General features: G+C 63.6%; 18 protein-coding genes. 17 read left to right on the top strand and 1 reads right to left on the bottom strand.

The window, feature by feature from the left end; all coding sequences use genetic code 11:
* Window positions 1–17 precede the first annotated feature (17 nt).
* A complete protein-coding gene (locus tag IBL25_RS07180) occupies window positions 18–941 on the top strand; it encodes a phage exclusion protein Lit family protein (protein ID WP_187777875.1) in 924 nt (307 codons plus the stop codon).
* Window positions 942–959: 18 nt separating this feature from the next.
* The gene (locus IBL25_RS07185; protein WP_187777876.1) at window positions 960–1,469 is read left to right on the top strand and encodes a GIY-YIG nuclease family protein; all 510 of its coding nucleotides are present in this window, start codon (window positions 960–962) and stop codon (window positions 1,467–1,469) included.
* Window positions 1,470–1,653: 184 nt separating this feature from the next.
* Here IBL25_RS07185 and IBL25_RS07190 read toward each other — a convergent pair whose 3' ends face one another.
* Window positions 1,654–3,075, bottom strand: coding sequence for an IS1182 family transposase (locus IBL25_RS07190; RefSeq protein WP_187777877.1), 1,422 nt, complete (start codon window positions 3,073–3,075; stop codon window positions 1,654–1,656).
* Between the two features lie 200 nt (window positions 3,076–3,275).
* Here IBL25_RS07190 and IBL25_RS07195 point away from each other — a divergent pair, with 200 nt between their 5' ends.
* The 15 genes from IBL25_RS07195 to IBL25_RS07265 all read left to right on the top strand — a co-directional run bounded on the left by IBL25_RS07195 (window position 3,276) and on the right by IBL25_RS07265 (window position 17,732).
* Complete coding sequence (locus IBL25_RS07195) at window positions 3,276–4,022, top strand: sulfite exporter TauE/SafE family protein (protein ID WP_058389677.1); 747 nt, start codon at window positions 3,276–3,278, stop codon at window positions 4,020–4,022.
* 107 nt (window positions 4,023–4,129) lie between these two features.
* The gene (locus IBL25_RS07200) at window positions 4,130–4,501 is read left to right on the top strand and encodes an ArsR/SmtB family transcription factor (RefSeq protein ID WP_058389676.1); all 372 of its coding nucleotides are present in this window, start codon (window positions 4,130–4,132) and stop codon (window positions 4,499–4,501) included.
* Complete coding sequence (locus IBL25_RS07205) at window positions 4,494–5,021, top strand: arsenate reductase ArsC (RefSeq protein WP_058389675.1); 528 nt, start codon at window positions 4,494–4,496, stop codon at window positions 5,019–5,021. Before IBL25_RS07200 ends, IBL25_RS07205 begins: the two co-directional genes overlap by 8 nt.
* Window positions 5,022–5,029: 8 nt before the next feature.
* The gene (gene arsC / locus IBL25_RS07210; RefSeq protein WP_058389674.1) at window positions 5,030–5,455 is read left to right on the top strand and encodes an arsenate reductase (glutaredoxin); all 426 of its coding nucleotides are present in this window, start codon (window positions 5,030–5,032) and stop codon (window positions 5,453–5,455) included.
* A gap of 9 nt (window positions 5,456–5,464) precedes the next feature.
* A complete protein-coding gene (arsB, locus tag IBL25_RS07215; protein ID WP_058389673.1) occupies window positions 5,465–6,520 on the top strand; it encodes an ACR3 family arsenite efflux transporter in 1,056 nt (351 codons plus the stop codon).
* The gene (gene arsH, locus IBL25_RS07220; protein WP_058389672.1) at window positions 6,520–7,236 is read left to right on the top strand and encodes an arsenical resistance protein ArsH; all 717 of its coding nucleotides are present in this window, start codon (window positions 6,520–6,522) and stop codon (window positions 7,234–7,236) included. Before arsB ends, arsH begins: the two co-directional genes overlap by 1 nt.
* Window positions 7,237–7,302: 66 nt before the next feature.
* The gene (gene chrA, locus IBL25_RS07225) at window positions 7,303–8,502 is read left to right on the top strand and encodes a chromate efflux transporter (RefSeq protein ID WP_058389671.1); all 1,200 of its coding nucleotides are present in this window, start codon (window positions 7,303–7,305) and stop codon (window positions 8,500–8,502) included.
* 222 nt (window positions 8,503–8,724) lie between these two features.
* Window positions 8,725–9,921, top strand: coding sequence for a DUF932 domain-containing protein (locus tag IBL25_RS07230; RefSeq protein WP_187777878.1), 1,197 nt, complete (start codon window positions 8,725–8,727; stop codon window positions 9,919–9,921).
* Window positions 9,922–10,093: 172 nt separating this feature from the next.
* Window positions 10,094–12,202, top strand: coding sequence for a ParB/RepB/Spo0J family partition protein (locus tag IBL25_RS07235; RefSeq protein WP_187777879.1), 2,109 nt, complete (start codon window positions 10,094–10,096; stop codon window positions 12,200–12,202).
* 63 nt (window positions 12,203–12,265) lie between these two features.
* Window positions 12,266–13,300: a DUF7146 domain-containing protein gene (locus IBL25_RS07240; RefSeq protein ID WP_187777880.1), complete on the top strand. Its 1,035-nt coding sequence runs from the start codon at window positions 12,266–12,268 to the stop codon at window positions 13,298–13,300.
* Window positions 13,301–13,596: 296 nt separating this feature from the next.
* Window positions 13,597–14,520 (top strand): DUF2493 domain-containing protein, encoded by a 924-nt coding sequence (locus IBL25_RS07245; protein ID WP_187777881.1) that lies wholly within the window; start codon window positions 13,597–13,599, stop codon window positions 14,518–14,520.
* Between the two features lie 134 nt (window positions 14,521–14,654).
* The gene (locus IBL25_RS07250) at window positions 14,655–15,941 is read left to right on the top strand and encodes a HEPN/Toprim-associated domain-containing protein (RefSeq protein WP_187777882.1); all 1,287 of its coding nucleotides are present in this window, start codon (window positions 14,655–14,657) and stop codon (window positions 15,939–15,941) included.
* A 146-nt stretch (window positions 15,942–16,087) separates the two neighbouring features.
* Window positions 16,088–16,759, top strand: coding sequence for a hypothetical protein (locus IBL25_RS07255; RefSeq protein WP_292051407.1), 672 nt, complete (start codon window positions 16,088–16,090; stop codon window positions 16,757–16,759).
* 220 nt (window positions 16,760–16,979) lie between these two features.
* On the top strand, window positions 16,980–17,147 hold the full coding sequence (locus IBL25_RS07260; protein WP_187777883.1) for a hypothetical protein: 168 nt from the start codon (window positions 16,980–16,982) through the stop codon (window positions 17,145–17,147).
* A gap of 141 nt (window positions 17,148–17,288) precedes the next feature.
* Window positions 17,289–17,732, top strand: a complete 444-nt coding sequence (locus IBL25_RS07265; RefSeq protein ID WP_187777884.1) for a hypothetical protein — start codon at window positions 17,289–17,291, stop codon at window positions 17,730–17,732.
* Window positions 17,733–18,257 lie beyond the last annotated feature (525 nt).

An 18,257-nucleotide genomic window follows, 5' to 3' on the forward strand; every position in this document is an offset into this window, starting at 1 on the left:
ACAGAGAACCCACGCGCATGACCACCGAGCCGTCCGACCGGACGATTATTCTCCATCTCCTGCGCGGTGCGGTGCCCGAGCGCGCCGACGAAATCAGTGGCCTCTGGAGCCAGTACGGCCATGCTGTCGACGTCGCGCCGAGCGCCAAGGGCGTGACGATGAACGCCGATGCAAAGCGCATCCAGTTCGACACCAAGACAATCGACTTCTTCTGGTTGCTCGGCTTCAGCGCCTGGCGCGCAATGGAGGTGTATATGCCGGCGTTGCTCCTAGCGACTTCACGCGGGATCCCGCTCGACCAGGCGCTCAATGTCGACGCAGAACGGGGACAGTATGAGTTCGACTACAAGCAACGCATCGCCAGCGCCCAATCCCTCATCGCCGCCGAGCAGACCGCCGACATCACCTGGCCGGCGGACGTCCCGGAACCGACTTCTGATCGTGAAAGCCTGGGCGACGTCCAGCATATGGCGGCGTTCGATCTCGTTGCTTTCGCTCTGGCCTTCGCACTGCTGCATGAGTTCCAGCACGTGATGTTCTGCGCCGACAAGAGCGCGCCCTCGACGCTGCCTGAAGAAGAAATCGCCTGCGATACCTATGCCCGCGACTTCATGACAAGCGGTCTGGCCGCTTACGCCAAGGCGCACGGGCATGACTTCGCCGAAGTCCAGCAGAAGCGCGCCACGGGGATAGCGCTCGCGTCCGTGATCATCCATGCGATGACGCCGACCCACGCCCATTGGGGCAATCGGCAATATCCGCCGATCGCCGAGCGGCTGACCGCGATGATCGCCGGCTACAGCCTGCCCGCCGACTCGCGCTTCTGGCTGTTCACGGCCTGTCTCCTGATCGCACTCATGCGACAGGAAAATCGGCCGCTCGACATCGTCGCGAACTCAAACAAGGAGATGGTCGAGATCCTACTCGATCGTCTCCGGTAACGCCGCAAGGAGCGCGACGTGCCGGTCTATTTCATTGGCGAAGATGAAAATGGATGCTCCCCGATCAAGATCGGCGTGGCGAAGAACATCGATGCGCGCAAGCGCAACCTCCAGACCGGCAATCCTCTGGAACTGCGCCTGCTCGGGTGGATCGATACGACCGATCCGTTCCAGCTCGAGCGACACCTGCACCAGCGCTTCGGAGCGTCTCAGGTCCGCGGTGAGTGGTTCGCCATCGAACCGGCTGACATTCTACCCATTCTCCAGCGCGCGGGCCGTGACGGGTTCGTCGCCAAGAACGCCGACGCCTTCCAGATCGTCGGATATGACCGCGACGCCATCCCCGAATATCTCGGCGTATGGGAATGGGCCGATCTGGAAATCGACGAGTGCTGCCCCTTTTGCGGATGCCTGTGCGGCATGCACTTCCAGGAAGCTTCGCAGATGTACCATTGCATCCGATGCGACACGCTGACCGACTTTTCTGAACTCGATCCGCATGACGAGCCTCCGGAAGATTGGGCCTGAAAGCCGGAACGTCGCCGATCCTGACATCCTGATTTCCGGCTTCACGCTTTTGGGGAAGGCCTTCTCCTGCGGTCGAGCCTTGCGTCTCGGCCGACCCCTTCTGCGGGGAGACCCCCAGGCTGTGCAGAAACTCGCAGACGATTCAGTGCGGGCGCGATGAGGCGAACTGAATCGAGCGGGGCTCTCAGCCTCGCGACATCAGCGCTCCGGTCCCGAAGGCGTTCGAAGCGCGGATGATGTTGAATGCCAGGACCGAGAGGGCAGCTTCGGCTTTCACCCGCCGCAAACCGCGGGTCAGGAAGCGGCCTCCGCCAGACATTCGCTTGATGGTGCCGAAGGGATGCTCGACCGTGCAGCGACGGATCACCATGAGATCGGGATTCTCGTGGACCCGACGCTCCATCCGATCGAGCGCACCCTGATCCACGAGCCTGTGGATCGTGCGTTGATATCCCGGCGTACACTGCGGTTTGATCTGGCAGGTCTGGCACGCGGGCGTTCTGTATCGGATCGCCCGATTTCGGGTATGTTTGCCCTTGGGATGCATGGTTTCACCAGCCGGGCAGCGGATCGTGTCGGTTTGTTCGTCATGGATGAACTGCACAGGGCGGAAGAATTCTGCGCTCATGGCGCCACGCTTGATCGGTGCCGCCACGCGAACACCATCTTGCTCGCAGCGCGCGACCTCCTGCGCATTCGAATAGCCTCCGTCCGCCAGCACTTCGAGCTGGTCGACGTCGAGCACTTGCTTTGCCGCAATCGCCATTGGATGCAGCAACTGGCTGTCGTTGGCTTCGTTGGCGACATCGTTGTGAATGATCAGGCCACTTTCGATATCGACGACACTCTGGAGATTATAGGCTGGAAACTTCGGCGCCCGGCCATATCCCATTGGTCGTGAATCCGGTTCCCCGAAGACCACGACGTTTGTATCGTGCTCTGCAAGTTCGGCCTGCCGTTTCTCCAACCTCCGCTTTCGGCGCTCCAGCGATGCGATGGCGCCGGCAAAAGCCGCGCGATTGACTGTCTGATCGCGCACGTCCGCCGGGTGTTGATCCGCTATGTTGAGACGGTCGAGATAGTAGGCGATTTCCGTTTCAGTATGAGCGATGTCGCGCGCCAGGCGATCTGCTCCAGCGATGTTCTTCGCGCTGGCAACCGCCCGCATCTTGGTCCCGTCCAGTGCCACCTTGCCGGGAGTAACAAGGCCGTTCTCGCGACAGAAGCTGATGAACGCGGCGCCTGTGCGAATGATCGCTTCGGGATTATCGTGCCGGAACGCTGCGATGGTCCGATAGTCCGGGGTCATGCGCCGCATCAGCCAGATGGCCTCCAGGTCGCGCTGGCAGGCTCGCTCCAACTGGCGCGAGGAGCGCAACTGGTTCAGGTAACCCCAGATATACAGTCGCAGCATATCGCCGGGGTGATAACCGGGTCGCCCTGTTGCGGCCGAGACAGTGCGCTCGAAGCCGAGCGCCGTGAGATCGAGGGTTTCGACGAAGCCATCAACGACGCGGACCAGAGATTCCTGCGGAACGTAGTCATCGACGCAGGCAGGTAAAAGAAGCGGCTGGCTTCGATCATTTCCCTCAATAAAGCGTCCCATTTTGCCCCCGCGTCGCAAGTAATCAAGTGTAGCATCGGCAGCCGAATAATCCCAGTAAATGCTTGGCAATACGAACAATATCTACTGTGGCGCCATCAGAACATGTTGCTCGCACCAGACTGGTGATAGACAATGAAGCTTCGGGGAACGCGCGCGCTGCCGCACGCTCGGGATGCCGACCATGATGAGGTTCTGGCAAGGTGGAATTGGATGGACTCTGGCTCGCGGTGGCCTTCTTCCTCATCGCACTAATCTATGCGTCGGTCGGCCAGGCTGGGGCATCTGGCTACATCGCGATCATGGCGCTGGTCGGCTTTGCGCCGTTGGCCATGAAGACGACCGCGCTCGCCCTCAATCTGCTGGTCGCAGCAATCGGGACAGCCATGTTCCTGAAGGCGGGAAGGTTGTCGTGGCGAAGTGTCTGGCCTTTTGCGATCCTGGGCTTCCCGTTCTCTCTGCTCGGAGGATCTGTTCAGCTACCGGCGGATATCTATTATCCGGTCGTCGGGGCGGTCCTCGTCCTGTCGGCCGTCCAGATGGCGCGGACGGCCCTTCGTAGATCTGGATCATCTGCGGACCTGCCGACCGATCCGCCCTTCATCCCGGCGCTGGCCACGGGTGCGATCATCGGCTTCATATCCGGCACGACCGGGACCGGAGGCGGAGTATTCCTCGCACCGGTGATCCTCGCGATGAACTGGGGGACAGCGCGCCAGACTGCCGCGACAACCGCCGTCTACAATCTGATGAATTCGGCTGCTGCACTGCTTGGAGCCTATGCCTGGTGGGATCAGATCCCTAGTGCGCTACCCGGGTGGCTGATCGCCGTCGCTGTTGGCGGCTCGCTCGGGGCCTTCATCGGCAGCCGTTACCTCCCCGAACTATGGCTGCGCATCATTCTGGCGGCAATCCTTCTCGCCTCGGGTCTGAGGCTGCTGTTTGGGTGACGGCCAGCTTTCCTATCACAAGCGAGTTTCAGCGGTCTCCCGACGAGGCGGAAACTATGTGCCGTCCCGGTCTAGACTCCAGTCCATATGTCGATTAGTCTCGACATATGGAATCAGAAAACGCCATCCTCGCTTTCGCCGCGCTCGCGCAACCGACCCGCCTCGACGTGTTCCGCCTGCTGATGGAGCACGAGCCGGACGGATTGCCCGCGGGCGAAGTCGCCCGCCGGTTGGATGTCCCGCACAACACCATGTCCACGCATCTGGCGACGCTGACGCGCGCCGGTCTGATTGATGCTGAGCGGCATAGCCGCTCGATCATCTATCGGGCGCGGCTCGACGCTGTGCGGGAGCTCGCGGGCTTTCTCGTCAAGGATTGCTGCGGTGGCCACCCGGAAATCTGCGCGCCCCTGATCGCCGATTTTTCCCCTTGCTGCTCACCGCAAACCCTCGCCGCCAAGGAGGCCACCCATGACTGACCGCATCTACAATGTTCTGTTCCTTTGCACCGGCAATGCCGCGCGCTCGATCCTCGCCGAGAGCATTCTGAAGAAGGACGGCGATGGTCGCTTTCGCTCCTTCTCTGCCGGGTCGCAGCCGAAGGGAGCGGTCAATCCCTTTGCGCTGAAGGTGTTGCGGAGCTTCGACTACCCCGCCGAGGGCTTCCGCTCGAAAGGTTGGGAGGAGTTTGCCGGAGCCGACGCGCCTGTCATGGATTTCGTCTTTACCGTCTGCGACAGTGCCGCCGGTGAAGCCTGCCCGGTCTGGCCCGGCCAGCCCATGACCGCCCATTGGGGGATCGAAGACCCTGCCGCCGTCGATGGGCCGGACATCCAGAAGGAAGCCGCCTTCGTCGCCGCTTTCCGCTATATGAAGAACCGCATCTCGGCCTTTACGTCCCTACCAGTCGCCAGTCTCGACAAGGCGTCGCTCCGCACGAAGCTGACTGAGATCGGCCAGTCCGAAGGTGCGTCGTCTCCACGCAACAGCGCGGCGTGAGGCAGGCTATGGACGTCATCATCTACCACAACCCGGATTGCGGAACCTCGCGCAACACCCTGGCGATGATCCGCAATGCAGGCGTCGAGCCACATGTCATCGAATATCTCAAGACACCGCCGTCTCGGGACATGCTCACCCAGCTCATCGCGCGCATGGGTATCCCCGTCCGCGCCCTGCTGCGCGAGAAGGGCATGCCCTATGCAGAGCTTGGCCTGGGCAACCCGGCACTGAGCGACGAGGAGTTGCTTGATGCGATGATGGCGCATCCCATCCTGATCAACCGGCCCATCGTCGTCAGCCCGAAGGGCGTTCGGCTTTGCCGACCGTCCGAGGACGTCCTCGACCTGCTGCCGCCGCAGCACGGCGCGTTCGTCAAGGAAGACGGCGAGCGGGTGATCGACGAACACGGCCGGCGCGTGCCCACGGCCTGAAGGAATTCCATGTCTACTTTTGAACGCTACCTCACCCTCTGGGTCGCATTGTGCATTGTCGTCGGCATCGCGCTCGGCCATTTTCTGCCGGGCGAATTTCATGCCATCGGCGCGATGGAAATTGCCAAGGTCAACCTGCCGGTAGCCGTGCTGATCTGGCTGATGGTCATCCCCATGCTGCTCAAGATCGACTTCGCCGCATTGGGCGAGGTCGGCCGCCACTGGCGCGGCATCGGCGTGACGCTGTTCATCAACTGGGCGGTAAAGCCGTTCTCGATGGCTCTATTGGGCTGGCTGTTCATCGGCTGGCTGTTCCGGCCCTATCTGCCGGCAGATCAGATCGACAGCTATATTGCCGGTCTCATCATCCTCGCGGCCGCGCCTTGCACGGCCATGGTGTTCGTCTGGTCGAACCTGACCAAGGGCGAGCCACATTTTACGTTGAGCCAGGTCGCGCTCAATGACGCCATCATGGTCGTTGCCTTTGCGCCCATCGTTGGCCTGTTGCTGGGCCTGTCGGCCATCACCGTGCCATGGGGCACGCTGGTCCTGTCCGTGGTACTCTACATCGTCATTCCCGTCATCATCGCGCAGATCGTCCGTCGTCGACTTCTGGCGAGCGGCGGGCAGGTCGCACTCGATCGGCTGCTTTCAAAGCTTGGACCGGCATCACTTGTGGCGCTGCTCGCGACGCTGGTGCTGTTGTTCGGCTTTCAGGGCGAGCAGATCATCGCGCAGCCGGCAATCATCGGCCTGCTTGCTGTGCCTATCCTGATTCAGGTCTATTTCAACTCTGGCCTTGCCTATCTGCTCAACCGGATGGCCGGCGAACAGCATTGCGTGGCGGGTCCCTCGGCGCTGATCGGCGCGTCGAATTTCTTCGAACTGGCGGTCGCCGCCGCCATCAGCCTGTTCGGCTTTCACTCGGGCGCGGCGCTCGCCACGGTGGTCGGCGTGCTGATCGAGGTCCCGGTTATGCTCTCGGTCGTCTGGATCGTGAACCGCTCCAAAGGCTGGTATGAACGCGGCGGCAAAGTCTCCAGACTGGCGGAGGCGCAGCGCTGATGCCGGACGAGCTTCCCAACCTTGATGCCGGTTGCGCTGATGTTCCCAGTTTGGACCGTCTGCGCGCAGCGACGCCGTCTACCCATCCGCCGCGTATCCTGCTGCTTTACGGCTCGCTCCGCGAGCGATCCTACAGTCGCTTCCTGACATTCGAAGCCGAGCGTCTGCTCAAGCATTTCGGCGCGGAAACTCGTATCTTCGATCCGTCCGGCCTGCCGCTGCCGGACGGGGCTGAGGTCAATCATCCCAAGGTGCAGGAATTACGTGAACTTTCGCGCTGGTCGGAAGGTCAGGTCTGGACCAGCCCGGAGCGTCACGGTGCGATGAGCGCGGTGATGAAGGCGCAGATCGACTGGATTCCCCTTTCGGACGGCGCGGTAAGGCCAACGCAGGGTCGGACACTCGCCGTCATGCAGGTCTCCGGCGGCTCGCAGAGCTTCAACGCCGTCAACCAGATGCGTGTGCTCGGCCGCTGGATGCGGATGGTGACGATCCCCAACCAGTCCTCCGTCGCCAAAGCCTTTCAGGAGTTCGACGAGGCGGGCCGGATGAAACCGTCTTCCTATTATGATCGAGTGGTCGACGTGATGGAGGAACTGATGAAGTTCACACTGCTGACGCGCGACGTCTCTACCTACCTCACCCACCGCTATTCCGAACGCAAGGAGAGCGGCGAGGCTCTGATGCGGCGGGTCAACCTGACGACTGCAACCTGAGAATCTATCTCGCGCCGATCGCACGTCATCGTTTGCAAGAATGCCCCAACCAACGAGGTCTCCTGAATGGATCATAGCCCGCAACAGTCGCAAGGAAGCGTCTCCGAGGTATTCCGCGCATTCCTGAAGCTGGGGCTCACCTCCTTCGGCGGACCGATCGCGCATCTGGGCTATTTCCGGGACGAACTGGTGACGCGGCGAAAATGGCTGAGCGAAAGCGCATATGCCGATCTGGTGGCGCTATGCCAGTTCCTGCCCGGTCCGGCCTCCAGCCAGGTCGGCTTTGCTCTTGGTCTGACGCGGGCGGGATGGCTCGGCGCGTTTGCAGCTTTCCTCGCCTTCACCCTGCCATCGGCCATGATCCTTCTCGCGCTTGCCATGACGGCTACGCGGCTGGAAGGTCCACTTGCGCTTGGCGTCCTGCATGGTCTCAAGATCGTCGCCGTCGCCATCGTGGCGCAAGCCGTGTGGGGCATGGCAAAAAACCTCTGCCCCGATAAGGAGCGCGCCACGATCGCGGTCGTGGCCGTGCTTCTGCTTGCCTGGGCGCCGGGAGTGATCGGGATGATGGCGGCCATACTGCTGGGCGCACTCGCCGGGCTGGCTCTTGGCAAAGGACAGGTCACGATTGGCGAGCATCTGCCTGTGCCGGTTTCACGCAAAGCCGGGCTGACGGCCTTTGCGCTGTTCGCCGTCTTGCTGATTGGTCTCCCGATCCTTGCGGGGCAGGCTCAGGGGTGGGCGCTTGCGGACAGCTTCTATCGTGCTGGCTCGCTGGTCTTTGGTGGCGGACATGTCGTGTTGCCACTGTTACAGGCCGAAACGGTCGCGCCGGGATGGGTGTCCGATGATGCCTTCCTCGCGGGCTATGGCGTAGCACAGGCGGTCCCCGGACCGCTCTTCACCTTTGCCGCCTGGCTCGGAGCGGTCATGGGACCGGCGCCGAACGGCGTGGCCGGCGCGATGATCGCTCTTGTCGCAGTTTTCCTGCCGGGCTTCCTGATCCTGATCGGGGCGCTGCCCTTCTGGGATCAGTTGCGCCGCACGACATGGGCGCAGTCGGCCATGCAGGGCGCCAATGCCGCCGTCGTCGGCATTCTCGGCGCTGCGCTTTATTCGCCTGTCTTCACCAGCGCGATCGGCGGCATGCCGGATTTCGCACTGGCCTTGATTTGTTTCGTGGCGCTGATGGCCTGGAAAGCTCCGCCATGGGTCGTCGTGTTGCTGGCGGCCGTGGGCGGAGCTGCGCTTAGCCTGATGATGTAAAACGTTTCGACAACCTTCGGGCGTTCACTCTGTCAGACCGAGCACATTGATCGAAGCAAGCTGATGCACGGCTTGCAGGATATATCCAAGCCCATTGAAGTCCGGATGAGTTTCTGCACAGCCTGCCCCGCAACGCCCCCGAGAGTGAGAGTGCGGACGGGTTTTCCGTGACGGGTTCAGGGTTGGAGGAGAGGCCTCCGGCGCCCGTCGTGGAGAATAGCCATGACGCATGTGGAGATTCTGGACGCCGCTCGCGACCGCGCTGGCGGATACAAGGTCGATGTGAGCCGCGGCGAGCGGATCGGCCGCGTATCGTCGGAATGGTTCTCGCGGCCGGCCGACGAGCGCTACCTATCCCTGTCGGACCTCTATGCCGCTGTCCGTAGCCGGACTGAGCGGAGCCGTACCCAAACCGTCGCGAGCGCAGCGATCCGGGTCGCGGCGAGCCACGATAATGCCGAACGCCTAGCACTGATGCTGCCCGGCTCCGACACGCCGATCGCGCCCACGCATTGGAGCTTCGGCCAACTCGCAAGTCTGGTCGGCGCGCCGGCGGCCTATCTGCGCCAGCTTCCCGGGCCGCTGGCCGGCATCAACCTGCAATACGGGCTGACCTCCCATCGCGCCGAGCAGGTAAAGACGCTCGAGATCGAAAACGGACGCGTCGAGCTGCGCGCCGTTACCGGGCCCGACTATGGCCGCATTTTCGACCACGAGCTGGTCGCGGCCGTGCAGCGCATCGCCGGCAACGGCACGGGCGACACCCGCTGGAAGGTGCCGGGCGTGCTAGACTGGTCGACGGGGGTCTACAATCCGCGCGTCGACATCACCCAGGACACCACCACCCTTTATGCCTCGGACCGGGATGTCTTCCTCTTCCTGGTCGACGATCTGAATCCGATCGAGGCCGGCCGGCTGCCCGATGGCTCGCCAGACCTCTATTTCCGCGGCTTCTACTGCTGGAATTCCGAGGTGGGCGCGAAGACGCTTGGCATGGCGAGCTTCTATCTCCGTGCCGTTTGCCAGAACCGGAATTTGTGGGGGGTCGAGGATTTCGAGGAGATCACCATCCGCCACTCGAAATATGCCGCCTCGCGCTTCGCGCATGAGGCGGCGCCAGCGCTGACCCGCTTTGCCAACTCCTCGCCACTCCCCTTCGTCAACGGCATCAAGGCGGCGCGCGAGAAGATCGTGGCGCGTAGCGACGAGGATCGTAGCGACTTCCTGCGCAAGCGCGGGTTCTCGAAGACCGAGACGGCAAAGATCATTGAGACAGTGCTGGCCGAAGAAGGCCGTAAGCCCCAAAGCGTGTTCGATTTCGTGCAGGGCATCACTGCGGTCGCCCGCGGCAAGACCCAGCAGGACGCGCGGCTCGATCTCGAGGCGCGCGCGAAGAAGCTTCTCGATCGGGCGGCCTGACCCCCAGAAAGCCGGAGACACGGCTTTACGAGTCTCCGGCTCCGTGCCGTTCCCTCTTTCCTGATCGTCGGTCCCGCGGCGCTGCCCTCCAGAGTGAGAGGGCGGCGCTGCGCTTCGTGACGAGTTGATGCCGAGAGAGAGGCTTTCGGCTCTCGTCGCGGAGTACATCCCGATGGCTACCACTGTTCAGAAGATCACCCTCTCGCCCTCGCGCGACATTCCCTTCAACAAGCTCTTGCTCTCCCAGTCGAACGTCCGGCGGGTGAAGGCCGGCGTCTCGATCGAGGAGCTGGCCGACGACATCGCCCGCCGCGGCCTGTTGCAGGGCCTCAGCGTGCGCGCGGTCGTCGATCAGGCCGGCGTCGAGACCGGCATGTTCGAGATTCCGGCTGGTGGCCGGCGCTACCGGGCGCTGGAGCTACTCGTGAAGCAGAAGCGTCTCGCCAAGACCGCGCCGGTGCCGTGCATCGTCCGCGACAGCGGCATCGCCGAGGAGGACTCGCTCGCCGAGAATGTCCAGCGCGCGCCGTTGCACCCTCTCGACCAGTTCCGGGCCTTCCTCGCGCTACGCGAGAAGGGGCAGTCCGAAGAAGAGATCGCTGCCGCGTTCTTCGTCTCAGTCAACGTGGTGAAGCAGCGCCTGAAGCTGGCGTCGGTCTCGCCGGCGCTGCTCGACGTCTATGCCGAGGACGGCATGACGCTCGACCAGCTCATGGCCTTCACCGTCTCCGGCGACCACGAGCGCCAAGAGCAGGTCTTCGAGCGCCTGAAGGCTTCCTACGACAAGCAGCCCTACGTCATCCGCCGGATGCTGACTGAGGGCGCGGTCCGCGCCTCCGACAAGCGGGCGCAGTTCATCGGCGTGGATGCCTACGTCGCGGCCGGTGGCACGGTCCTGCGCGACCTGTTCCAAGGCGACGATGGCGGCTGGCTGCAGGATGTTCCGCTCGTGGACCAGATGACCGCCGACAAGCTGAAGGCGGACGCCGAGGTGGTCGCCGCCGAAGGCTGGAAGTGGATCGAAGTCGCGCCGGACTTCGCCTACGGCCATGCCTTCGGTATGCGCCAGCTTCGTGGCGAGACCGTCGCGCTGACCACCGAGGAGGAAGCAAGCCGCAACGCGCTTCAGTCCGAGTTGGACCGCCTGTCGGACGAATATCAGGACGCCGACGAACTGCCCGACGAGGTCGACGAGCGCCTGTCGGAGCTAGAGACGCTGATCGAGGGCTTCGGCGACCGGCCCGTCGTGTTCGACGCCACCGAGATCGCGCGTGCCGGCGCCTTCATCAGCATCGGCGCTGATGGCCAGCTTCGCATCGAGCGGGGCTATGTCCGACCGGAAGACGAATTGGCGGCCCAGCCTACGTCCGAGCCGGACGCGGACGGCGACGATGAACGCGCGATGGCCGCCGGCTATGAGGGCGACGAGGCCGTCATGACGGCGGAGCCAGACGCCGAGCCGGAGGAGGACGAGGGTCTCTCCCCCATGTCCGACCGCCTGATGACCGAGCTGACCTCGCATCGGACGCTTGGCCTCCGCAACGCGCTCGGCGAGCGACCGGACGTCGCCTTCGTCGCGGCCCTGCACGTTCTGACGCTGAAGACCTTCTACCACTACGGCTCGGATAGCTGCCTCGAGCTGGACCTGAAGAGCGTCAGCTTCGGGACGCAGGCGCCGGGGCTCAACGACAGCGTGTCGGCCGAGGCGATCCGCGTGCGGCACGAAAGCTGGTCGAAGGCGCTTCCCAAGGAATCGGCCGATCTCTGGGATGCGCTGCAGGAATGGGACGGCGACAGTCAAGCGGGCCTATTCGCCCACATCGTCAGCCTTTCGGTCAACGCGGTGTACGAGCCCTGGAACCGGCGACCCCGTGCGGCCGCCCATGCCGACCGGCTGGCGCAGGCGGTCGACCTCGACATGGCGGCAGCGGGGTGGAAGCCGACCGTGGACAACTTCCTCAGCCGGGTGACGAAGGCCCGCATCCTTCAGGCGGTTTCCCAGGCGAAGGGCCAACGCGCCGCCGATCGGATCGAGCATCTGAAGAAGGGCGACATGGCAGCGGAAGCACAGACGCTGCTCGACGATACCGGCTGGTTGCCTGAACCGCTTCGCACCGTCGATCGGAGCGCGTCGAATGTCGAACCCACCGTGATCGGCGAATCTATTGAGGCGGTCGCACAATCGACGGCAATCGAGGGCGAAACGGCCATGGCCGAAGACGAGCCCTTCGCGGAAGATGAGATGGCCGACGACGCTCCCCACGCGGTCGCGGCCGAATAACCGTCAACGACTTGCGAGACTGGTCCGCCGGCGACGGCGGGCCTTTTCGCATGGGAAACGACCATGGCGCAAAATCCGCATGATCTTGCACGCCGTCTCGCCGATCGTGCCGAGGCGGTGTGCCGGCACTATCTCTCCAGCGGTCGCCGCGAAGGCGGCTACTGGCTGGTGGGCGACGTCCGCAACACTCCGGGCCGCTCGATGTACATCCGGCTGAAGGACTCGCCGAAGGGTCCAGCCGGCAAATGGGCCGACGCGGCGACCGGCGAGCACGGCGATCTCCTCGACGTCATCCGCGAAAGCTGCGGCCTTATTGACTTCAAGGACGTCGCCGACGAGGCGCGGACGTTCCTCAGCATGCCGCCACCGGAGCCAGAACCTCGTCAGCACCAGCGGCAGAGCCCGTCGCCGCATGGCTCGCCCGAAGCGGCGCGCCGATTGGTTCGCATGTCGCAGCCGATCTGTGGCACGCTCGTACAGGCGTATTTACGGGAACGCGGCATTACGGATTTACGCGGAACCGGAAGCCTGCATTTCCACCCGCGCTGCTATTATCGGCCCGACGAGCATTCGCCGACCGAGGCCTGGCCGGCAATGATCGCTGAAGTCACCGACCTCGACGGCAAGATCACCGGGGCGCATCGCACCTGGCTCGATCCTCGCCGCCGCGACAAGGCGTCGATAGACACGCCGAGGCGGGCGATGGGCAATCTCCTCGGCAACGCTGTGCGCTTCGGCATGGGTGGCGAGGTGATGGCGGCCGGCGAAGGCATCGAGACCGTCCTGTCGCTCCGGCAGGTTCTTCCCGGCATGCTGATGCTGGCGGCGCTCTCCGCTGCGCATCTCGCTGCCATCCTGTTCCCCGACACGCTGCGGCGTCTCTACATCGTCCGCGACAACGATCCGGCCGGTGACGGGGCGCGCGATACCCTGATCGAACGGGCGAACGTGGCCGGAATCGAGGCGATCGTCATCTCGCCTGAGCTGGGCGACTTCAACGAAGATCTGCTCACCCTCGGCTTGGACGCACTGCGCATGGAAGCCCGGTTGCAGGTCGCACCGCAGGACGTCGCCCGCTTCATGGCGTTGGCGGCATAGCCGGCAGGAGAACAGGCCTGCGGTTCGCTCCGTGCTCGGCGGATGCGTCAATCCGTCGGAGGGGCACCGCGCCTCGGCCTTCGAGACGGCGATCGGCCCACAAGCCGGCCAGCCGGGCAATGGCGGCGGCCGACTATTTTCCGGCGCGGCCAGAAGGCCGCTTTCCATCGCGAGACAAAATAGCCGGCCTTAGCCATCAAGCCCTCCGCTCGCGCTCCGGATGCCCAGCCGTCCGGCCCGTGGGCTTCGTCGCCATGAAGGCCGCGACGGTCGCGGTCCAACCGACGGAGCATCCCATGCGCGATCACGACGACTACGAACCGCACCACGAATCCTCACCCACCGACCATGTCCTGAACGAACTCCAGCTCCACGGCTACCGACCCTTCGCCGACGAGCCCGACCAGCGGCTTCTGCCAGACGGCAACCAGGTCGCGGGCGCCGTCGCCGACATCTTCGACGCGCTGATCGGCACTCTGGAGGACACACGCCTCGAACCCGACCTCGACGATCTCCTATGGTCGACCACCAACGTCTTCCACCGCGCCACCGACCGGATCGGCCGGGACCTGGACGACAACGAGCAGGCACAGAAGCGGGCGCAGCGGGAACAGGACGGCAGCGAGGTGAAATCCGTCGAACTGGAGCGCCTGATCGCCGAGGGCATCACGCTGATCGAGCGACAGAACGCCTTCGAGCTGATGCGCGACCAGGCCGCCGAACACTACGAGCGCCATGTCGGCAAGCCTTGGCTCCCGCGCAGCGGATCGAAGGTCAACCATCGCAATCTGACCTCGGCGATGATCGACAGCCGCGATTTCTTGATGGCGAAGAAGCGCGCCGACCAGGAGGTGCTCCTGCCGCCGGGCCCGAAGATCGTCGTCACCGGCGGACTCGACTATGACGACCATCGGCTGATCTGGGCCAAGCTCGACCAGGTCCACGAGAAGCATCCCGACATGGTGCTGATCCACGGCAAGTCGCCGAAGGGCGCCGAGAAGATCGCCTCGCTCTGGGCGAAGAATCGCAATGTCCCGCAGATCGGCTTCGCGCCCGACTGGACGAAGCACGGCCGGGCAGCGCCGTTCAAGCGCAACGACGAGATCCTGCAGATCGTGCCCAAGGGCGTGATGCACTTCCCGGGCACCGGCATCCACGACAACCTTGCCGACAAGGCCAAGAAGCTCGGCATCCCGGTCTGGAAGTTTGGCGGCGCGTGAGCGCCGCCCACCCACGTTGCGTTATCGCTCTCCCACTCGCAGGGACGTCGATATAAAACCGTACACTAAGTCTGAACGGTAAACGGGGAGCCCGATAGCAGTGGCTTCCAGACAAAGAAGGTGTGAATAGAGGCATGGGCACCTCAATCGAACTAAAAGTAAGCGGCGTATCTTTAGATTACGCAAAAAATAACAGCGGCAATGATTACGGCCATCTCTTCCAAGAGTCCGATCTCGCCCGCCGACCGAGCGATGGCATCGACTACGACTATTACCGCGACCATCCGGAGCAGATAGACGATCTCGCTGAAAGTGAGCTTGCCTTCGTTCGCCCATTGGCTCGCGTCATCCCGAGACTTCGCGTTCTCGGTGACACGCTGGATGGCGCCCGGGCGGAGTACGAGGCCGTTGTCGCCGACGCGCTCTCGTCGCTCTCCACGGACGAGGAACCGGCACAGTTCCTCGATTTCGACGAGTTTTGCGCGCTCGCGAGCCTGTTCCCACTGGCCAGCCTCGCCGACGAATATATCGACTACGACACCGAGGAGCGGGCCAGTGTCGCCCAAGGCCGCTTCGCGCCGCATGCCGCGCTGTTTGCCCGTATTCCTTGGACCGAAAACTCCGATTCCTACTGGTCCGAAGCCAGCTTTCTCTCAGCCAAGCTTTGCATCCTAAGCCCATCCTCGATGCTGCAGATCTTTTTTCTCAATCCCGACAATGCGGACGCCGAAGTGATCTGGCAGTTCGGCAATATCGTCCATGCGGGTTGGGTTGATCGTAGCTTCTTTGCCGCCGGAGTACAGCGAAACCAATCGATTCTGGTCGCGACCGAAGGAGCGTCGGACGCCCGCATTCTGCGCCGCGCGCTCGATCTCCTGCGCCCCGACGTTGCCGACTTCTTCCGGTTTATCAACGGCGAAGAACGGCATCATTTCTGGGGCACCGGGAACCTTGTTCGATTTGCTGAAGGTCTCGTGCGGATCGACATTCAGAACCAGGTACTGTTCCTGCTCGACAATGATGCAGAGGGAATAGAAGCATACGGCAAGCTTCAGGAATTGAAGATGCCCGGCAATCTGCGCTCGATGGTCTTGCCGGACAGCGAGGACCTACGCCGCTTCCCGGCGCTCGGCCCCGAGGGTCTCAATGAATGCGACATCAACGGGCGAGCTGCCGCCATCGAATGTTACCTCGATCTCAATCTGCCCAGTTACCCGCCGGCACGCGTAATTTGGAGCAATTACAAGCGCGACATCGACGCCTGGCACGGCGCGCTCGAGCACAAGGAATCCTACGACCGGCACTTCATGAAGCAGGACGCTGACTCGTTGACGTCGGGATCATACGACACATCCAAGCTGACCCAAGTGCTCGACGCCTTGATCGCCGAGGTTTCGCACTTTGGCGGACGCGCTGACTGACAACTCGCCACACCGGAGGCGAAACGCCAACTCACGGTGGTGATCGTGCCCAAGGGCGTGATGCACTTCCCGGGCACAGGCATCCATGACTATCTCGCCGACAAGGCCAAGAAGCTCGGCATCCCGGTCTGGAATTTCGGCGGCGCGTGAGCGCCGCACGACTTCAAACGACTGACCGCGATCTGGTATTGTCGGAAGAAACACTAAGTTCTCGCCGACAGGAGGCGCATCTGGACCTTGATCACATTCAACTCGCCGCGCGTGACGCGCCGCTGATCATCGCATGGCCATCGCCCGGGCTCCCCGGCGGAATGATCCAGTTCAACGAGCCCGCCGAATGGCGACGGTTCATCGTCGGCCTCGGCATCGACGCGCGCATACCCGACATCGTCCAGCTCAAATTTCGGCGCGCGCAGGCGCTCTATCTTCTCGGCTGGATCGATCTCGACGTGCTGAAGGCCGGCGAGCTCGCCGCGCTCATCGCCCTGGAGCTGACGGTGATGGACCGGTATGGCGACCGGATTCCGAAGAAGAACCGCTCCTTCGCCGCGCTGCTGAAGCATATGGTCGATGTCGACGGCCTCGACGACGCGCACATCCCGATGATCGTCCGCACCGGCGGCACCGCCATCGGCTTCGTCACCGGCGCGTCGGGGCCGAGCCTGAGCCAGCGGCGCAACGGCATGGCCCATGGCGATCCGTTCGACGGCTTGCCTGTCAGCGGTCTGCTCGAACTGGTCCGCGACCTCATCAACTACGCCTACAGGGATTTCATCGCCAACACTCCGGTTGGGCACCGTTCGGCTTTCCTTGGCTGATCGGGAACGCGAACGGCTCTCGTCGCCGAGCACCACCCCCGCTTTTCTGCGCTGATCCTTGGTCAGACTGATCGCTTGACGCCATCAACCCGTAAAGGGTCGGCTATGCGAGCATGCCGCCGCTGCGGCTTCGCCTGCGCGGTGATTGCAGCGCTCAGCCCGACACATCGGGCGCCTGTAAGCGGGGGGATGGCCCTCCGCTCGAACAGGAGCCGGATCGATGTCCCTCAACGACGCCCACGCCTTCGCCTCCAGCCTCGCCACCACGCTGATGGCCGCCATCATCATCTTCCAGGCCGGCGACGGCACGCTGTCGGTCACGCCCACCAGCGAATATGACGGCGACACTGCCGCCATCGTCCATGAGATCGACCCCTTCGCTCCCTAACCGGGGCGACCCGGTCGCAGGTGCGGAAATCGCCGCCGATTTCCGCTGCCGGCATGCGCGCTCTTGCGCTATACTTCAGCCGCGCCGTGGTGGTGGTGGAAGGCGTGACCCTCGGACCTTGTCCATACGGAGGCCACCACCATGATCATCCTCGCAATACTTGCATCCCTCGCAGCGATCGGCCTGCTTTGCTGGTTGCTGTTCACGCTGGCCGTCTTCGCGCTGCCGGCGTTTGTCGGCGTGACCGCTGGCGCCTGGGCGTATAGCACGGGCGCCGGCATTCCGGGCGCCATTCTGGCCGGCGCCGTCGCGGCGGCGATCACGCTTGCCGCCGGCCATCTGCTCATCACCTTCGTCCGGCCCATGTGGCTGAAGCTGATCGTGGCGGCTGCCTTCGTCGCGCCGGCGGCGATCGCCGGCTTCCATGCCACCCATGGCATCGTGAAGCACCTCATGCCGTCCGACGCGTGGCAGATCACGTTCTCCGTCATCGGTGCGGTCGCGGTCGGCATCACCGCCTTTGTGCGGGTCGCTGGAATGGGGGCGGCTCCGGTCCCGTCCGGCCGGGACCTTGCACGGGCCTGATCTTAGTCATCGCCGTCAGGAGGATCAGGGCAGCCGTGGCCTTGGCCGCTCCGTCGTCTGATGTCGGAACGATGGGCGTGTGCGACGCGGACCGACGCTGGTCCGGAAAGGCGGGTCCTCGTTGGAGCGCTGCGGGAGCAGAGCCGTGTATTGGCGGGCACCGGACATCGGGCGCGGCGATCTCCGGGGTGGCGGTGGGAAGCCCGGATGCAGCAGCGTCAGCCTGGCCGGAGGAAACTAAGCCGGTGAGCATGCCGTGGCGCCGGTTTGCCGTTGCGGGAGGGCCGCCATCTTTTCCGTTATCTGACCGTGCCTCGACCGCTCCAAACGGCCTCTTCAATGGCCTGATCTGGCCGAAGGCCGGCTGCGCCTCGATCGCCTATGACGCAACAGCTGCGTCAGACTTTCTTCCCCTGCCGGCTGCGCCGCCATTCCTCGCGAGACAAGAAAGTCCTCCTTAGCTGTCAGGCCCCTTCGGGGTGCGCCGTCGATCGCCTCCGGCCTGCCGATCGCCATCGAGACCGC

The organism is Pseudoroseomonas ludipueritiae, from assembly GCF_014490445.1.
In the GTDB taxonomy this organism is placed as follows: Bacteria; Pseudomonadota; Alphaproteobacteria; order Acetobacterales; family Acetobacteraceae; genus Pseudoroseomonas; species Pseudoroseomonas ludipueritiae.